The organism is Pseudomonadota bacterium, from assembly GCA_039815145.1.
In the GTDB taxonomy this organism is placed as follows: Bacteria; Pseudomonadota; Gammaproteobacteria; order Steroidobacterales; family JBCBZW01; genus JBCBZW01.
This window is the reverse complement of the sequence record JBCBZW010000221.1, coordinates 1-5,159: the sequence shown is the minus strand read 5'-3', so window position 1 is coordinate 5,159 and position 5,159 is coordinate 1. Positions and strand designations below refer to the sequence as shown.

Here is a 5,159-nt window from a genome sequence, read left to right as displayed (position 1 = left end):
GCCCGTGTCGTTCATAGAAGCGACGGCCTCATAGCCGAGGTTGCGGATGTACGCCGCCAACTGCATGACGATGGACGCCTCGTGCGAGTACTCGCGGCCCGTCGCCGCTCCCGCGAGGGCGGAGGGGTAGGTGCTCACCAGACGCTCGTCCATCTCGTGTCCGAGCACGATTACATGCGTGATGCCGGTGGGCAAAGCGTTCTCTTCGGCGCTCATGTCCCGGGTATCCACCCGCGAGGCGTATTGCCAACGCGCGTCGAGGCGGGTGATGCCGCACAGGTCCGCGCCGAAAAACTCGGCGATGCGCTTGATCTCCCGGCTCATCGCCACCGGGTCGTCCACCTCCACCTTCTCGGGTGCGACCGGTGTGTCGTTCTCGATCGGGGCCTGGAACCCCTCGCGCTTGCCCTCGTCGTTACCGCGGTTCGAGATCAGGTCCGAGATCAACCAGCTGGCGTTGCGCAGGGCGAAGTCACGCTGGGTAAAGCCATCGCCACGGCGGGGGATGGCCTCCATGCGGTATGACGCGAAGAAGGCGTCGGAGCGCGGGCTGCGCACCGTCGGATCCCAGAAGGCGCGGGTGAAGATGTCGTCGCGCTGGTGGAAGGGCGCGAAGTCCTCGGTGACGTCGATTCCGGCGGCAGCATCGTTAGAGGCAACGTAGTCACTTGGCATGCGGCCATTGGATCAGATGACGGGCCGGGCGCGCCAGCGGTCAGGCGCTTAGCAATCCCAGCGCCTGACCCGATGCCCTACCAGGGGCGACTGAGCAGCGCACACTGGTTGTTGGCGTCGTGCTCCGCCACCTGGACCTGGCCTTCGCCGCCCTTGATTTCATCGCTGCCGCCACCGCCGCAGATCACGTCGTTGCCGCCCTTGCCCTTGATGATGTCGTCGCCACCACCGCCGTGGATGATGTCGCGGCCGGAGGTGCCGTTGATCACATCGGCGTTGTCAGTGCCGGAGATGGTCACCGCAAGGCCGTCGCAGGTGGTGGGCACGGACGCGCTAGCCGTGACCGCGCAGGTGCCGAGAACAGCGGCCAGTACCGCGATGGATAGATGCGTTGCTCGAGTTGCCATGGGAACTCTCCTGGGTCGCTCAATGTGACTTGTGCAAGGGAGTTCGCCGCTGACGGAGGGCGCCTGACACCGAGGCGACGGGTGGTAGGGCGGCAGTTGTGACTTCGCAAACCGCGCAGGCACACTAGGCCTTTCGAGACGCCAGGTGCTTGGGCGCTATGGCGCCGCTAACCCGTTCGGAGCCCTATCCATGGTGCGCCAGTTTGTTCGCTGCCTGCTGCTTTGCCTGATCATGACCGGCGCTGCCGCGGCTCAACCCAAGCTCATCGAACTGGTCGAGGGCACGGCGCTGACGGCGCCGCTCTCGGGCCTGCAGATCAGTCTGCTGAAACAAGGTCGCGCCACGGAGGGGTGGGCCTTAGGCTTCGCACAACTCTCGGAGACGGGCACCCAACCCCTGCGCCGTGATCACAAGATTCGCGTCGCCTCGATTTCCAAACTGGTGGTGGCGATCGGCGTCATGCAACTGGTGGAAGCCGGCAAGCTCGACCTCGACGCCGACGTGAGCGACTACCTCCGTTGGCCCTTGCGAAATCCCGCGTTCGCGGACGAGCCGATCACCATTCGCCAACTCCTCACGCACACCTCCTCCCTGCGCGACGGCAGGGGTTACTCCATCCCCGCCGGTCAAGGCGAGCTACGCGATTTCTTCACCCCCGACTCGACCCACTGGGACGACGGCGCCCACTTCGCAAGCGGCCCGGGGCGCGAACCGGGCGCCTACTTCACCTACTCGAACCTCGCCTTCGGCGTGCTCGGCTCGGTGATCGAAAGCAGCAGCGGCGAGCGCTTCGATCTGTACATGGCCCGCGCCGTGCTCGAGCCCCTCGGCATCGACGCACGCTTCAATGCATGCGCCATCGCCGACAAGCAACGTGCCGCCGGCTTTCGCAGGCGGGCGCAGGAGAGTGAGGAGTGGAACCCCGACGGGCCGTGGATCGCCCAGGTGGACGGCGGTGCGCCCAGCTGCTTCTACGGCGGCAGCGATCCCGCGTTCGTCGAGTCCTTCCTGAAGGACTACCGCCTCGGCAGCAACGGCACCCTGTTCTCACCCCAGGGCGGCCTGCGGGCCAGCGCGGACGACTTACTGGTGATTCTGCGCATGCTGGCAGGACGTGGCGAAGTCGACGGCCGCCGCCTGCTCTCGCCAGCGACGGTGGAGGCGATGCTCGCACCCGGTTGGACCCTCGAGGCGGACGCAGCGAACGGCCTATCCGCCGGCGAGGTCGAGCCCGGTGGCCCCACGGATGGCCTCATGACGAGCTACGGCCTGTCGGTACATCGCATCGACATGCGCGCCTGGGGCTTCGATAGCGGCCCCCGCCTGCTCGTGGGCCACCTCGGCGAAGCTTACGGAGTTCTTAGTCACGCCTTGTTCGACCCCCTGACCGGCGACGGCATCGCCACCATCATCACCGGCACGGCGGATGATCCGGCGGCCGCGCCCCCGGGCACGAGCCCCCTGTATCGCGTGGAAGAAGAAGTGCTGCGCTGGTGGCTTTCGCGCTAGGGCGTTAGGGATATGCTGAGCGATGCAGACATCGCGGCGTTTCACGGCACCGGCTGGTTGCTGAAACCGCGTCTCTTCGAGGCCACGGAGATCGAGCGGATGCGCGGCTGCTTCGAGCAGCTCGAGCGCCTGGCCCGCGACATGCCAGCCACTGGACTGCGCGAGGGTTCGCACTTCGTGCTCGGCGAACGCAACGGTGAGCAGATCATCAAGCGCGTCGTTTGGGCGGGCGGCTCACAGCCTTACCTACTGACCATCGGCGAGGATGAGCGACTGACCGTTCCCGCCGCCCAGTTGCTGGGCAGCTCAGCGATGGACCAACTGCTCAGCCAGGCGCACTTCAAACGGCCCCACGACGGCGTCGTGTTCGGTTGGCATCAGGACATCCAGCACCGGGACAAGGGCGGCGATACCTGGCGCGACGTCAACGGCAAGGGCAGCTTCGTGCAGACCATCATTGCCCTCGACGCCATGACGCCAGACAGTGGCCCGCTGCAGTTCATCCCAGGAAGCTCGGGCTGGGGTCGTGTGGACTTTGGTGCGGGGGACTACACCGCGTCTGACGCTATGTCGCCGCGGCCCGCGCAGTTTCGCGAGGAGGATGCCGTGACGATCCTGGCCGAACCTGGGGACACGCTCTTCTTCGGCCCCTACACGGCGCACGCGAGCTTCGAGAACACCTCGTCGCAGTATCGCCGCGTGTTGATCAACGGCTACGCGTACCCGGAGGCGAACAAGCGCGTGTACCCCGGCGAGGGCTCAGGGCGGCGACTCACCGTGTCCTTGCCCCCCGCCACCCGATTGCAGCCGTAGCGCGGTGTTCTCCGCGTGGGACTGGGCGATCGTCGCGGCCTATATGGCGGGCACGACGCTGGTCGGCCATCGCCTGAAGGGGCAGCAACACTCCACGCGAGACTTCTTTCTCGGCGGACGACGCCTGCCCTGGTATGCGGTCTGCGCGTCCACCATCGCCACCACGATCAGCGCCATCACCTTCATCGGCGTTCCTGCCCTCGTCTATGCGGAAGCCGGCAACTTCACCTACCTGCAACTGGCCATCGGCGGCGTAATCGCGCGCGTGCTCATCGCGCGCTTCCTCGTACCGCTCTACTACGAGAAGGAGTTCTACAGTCCCTACGACTACATGGCCGATCGCCTGGGGCCCGTCGTCGGCCGCATCACCGCCGGGATGTTCTGCTTGGGCGGCATCCTGGGTCAGGGCGTGCGTGTGTACGCGACGGCCCTGGTGCTGGAAATCGTCACCGGCTGGCCACTCGGTCAGAGCATCGTGATCATCGGCGCCTTCTCCGTGCTGTGGACCTGGATGGGCGGGATCGCCGCCGTAATCTGGACCGACTTCGTGCAATTCTTCGTCCTCATCGCTGGCGGAATCGCGGCGCTGGTGTTCTTGACCGGCGCCCTACCGGAAGGCTGGGTCAGCCTGGTCGAGAGTGGACGAGCCGCCGAAAAATTCACCACCTTCGATTTCTCCACCGATCCCCGCGTGGCCTTCACCTTCTGGGCAGCGCTTCTCGCCATGCCGTTCCAGAACGTGGCCGTCTACGGCACCGATCATCTGCATGCGCAACGCTTGCTGTGTTGTCGCAACGCCCAGGAGGCGAAGAAGGCTGTGCTCTGGAGCACGCTGGGCGAGTTGGTGCCCGTCCTGATGCTGACCGTCGGCGTCGGTCTCTATGCGTTCTATCAGGTAAACCCGATGCCGTCGGCACTCGCCGCGCTGGTGGCCGAGCGGGGCGACCGGGTGTTTCCAGCGTTCATCGTCTCCGAGATACCCGTGGGCCTGCGTGGGTTGCTCATCGCCGGGGTGTTGAGCGCAGCGATCTCGAGCCTGGATTCCATCCTGGCTGCGCTATCGCAGATCTCATTGACCATGTTCTACCAACCCTACCTGCGGCCGGACGCTGACGAGGCGCACCTGCTGCGGGCGTCGAGGGCGCTCGTGGTGGGATGGGGTGTCGTGCTCGCCGCCATGGCCTGGCAGTTTTCGGCCAGCGAACTCGATCTCGTCACCCTAGCGTTTTCGATGACCACCTACACGTGGGGGCCGATGTTGGGTCTGTTCGTGCTGAGTATCCTCGCTCGTCACTTTCGCGTAGCACAGGCCGGGCGCGCTGTGCTGGTGAGCGTGGCGGTCGTACTGGTGATCAACCAACCGGAGATGTTCAACCCTGTCTTTGGGACCGCGTTCGACGGGCCGTTGCTCGCGTGGCCGTGGCTGTTCCCCATCGGCACCTTGGTGTGCGTGGCGGCAGGGTTTCGCGGACGAGCGGCCACCTGAGCCCCGGAACTAGAGGCGACATGCGGTCCACGCCATGAGGAATTCTCGACCCGTCGACAAGGTCTGCCCCTCGAGACACCCGCCCACCTGCCGGGCCGAGTGCAGGTAGGGGCCGGTGCCATCGGCCGTGACGGCGGTGAAGAGCAACGTGCCTCGATGCACGGTGTAGCCGCTTTCGCTGAAGGGACTGCCGTAGAAGCTGCCCTCCAGCTTGCCGTCGACCATCGCCGTCACCACCAGTTCGGTCTTGCTCGGGGGTTTGTCAGGT

Annotated in this window: 6 protein-coding genes; 3 read left to right on the top strand and 3 right to left on the bottom strand. The window is 65.8% G+C overall.

Annotation, left to right across the window (positions count from 1 at the left end; all coding sequences use genetic code 11):
- Nucleotides 1-675, bottom strand: a 675-nt coding sequence (locus tag AAF184_24635; GenBank protein ID MEO0425544.1) for a reductive dehalogenase domain-containing protein, incomplete at its 3' end; no start/stop codon positions are given.
- 77 nt (nt 676-752) lie between these two features.
- Nucleotides 753-1,082, bottom strand: a complete 330-nt coding sequence (locus AAF184_24630; GenBank protein MEO0425543.1) for a hypothetical protein — start codon at nt 1,080-1,082, stop codon at nt 753-755.
- Nucleotides 1,083-1,272: 190 nt separating this feature from the next.
- Here AAF184_24630 and AAF184_24625 point away from each other — a divergent pair, with 190 nt between their 5' ends.
- From AAF184_24625 to AAF184_24615, 3 genes are read left to right on the top strand one after another with little or no spacing between them, the layout of a single operon-like run.
- Complete coding sequence (locus tag AAF184_24625) at nt 1,273-2,592, top strand: serine hydrolase domain-containing protein (GenBank protein ID MEO0425542.1); 1,320 nt, start codon at nt 1,273-1,275, stop codon at nt 2,590-2,592.
- 12 nt (nt 2,593-2,604) lie between these two features.
- Nucleotides 2,605-3,405: a phytanoyl-CoA dioxygenase family protein gene (locus AAF184_24620; protein ID MEO0425541.1), complete on the top strand. Its 801-nt coding sequence runs from the start codon at nt 2,605-2,607 to the stop codon at nt 3,403-3,405.
- 4 nt (nt 3,406-3,409) lie between these two features.
- Entirely contained in the window at nt 3,410-4,891 is a 1,482-nt protein-coding gene (locus AAF184_24615; protein ID MEO0425540.1) for a sodium/solute symporter, read from the top strand.
- A 9-nt stretch (nt 4,892-4,900) separates the two neighbouring features.
- Here AAF184_24615 and AAF184_24610 read toward each other — a convergent pair.
- Nucleotides 4,901-5,159: hypothetical protein (locus AAF184_24610; protein MEO0425539.1), on the bottom strand; the 259-nt coding region annotated here is incomplete at its 5' end.

What these genes read in the sequence shown, in the direction of transcription:
- AAF184_24625 (MEO0425542.1), top strand. Translation starts at nt 1,273, where the DNA reads ATGGTGCGCCAGTTTGTTCGCTGCCTGCTGCTTTGCCTGATCATGACC.
- AAF184_24620 (MEO0425541.1), top strand. Translation starts at nt 2,605, where the DNA reads ATGCTGAGCGATGCAGACATCGCGGCGTTTCACGGCACCGGCTGGTTG.
- AAF184_24630 (MEO0425543.1), bottom strand. Translation starts at nt 1,082, where the DNA reads ATGGCAACTCGAGCAACGCATCTATCCATCGCGGTACTGGCCGCTGTT.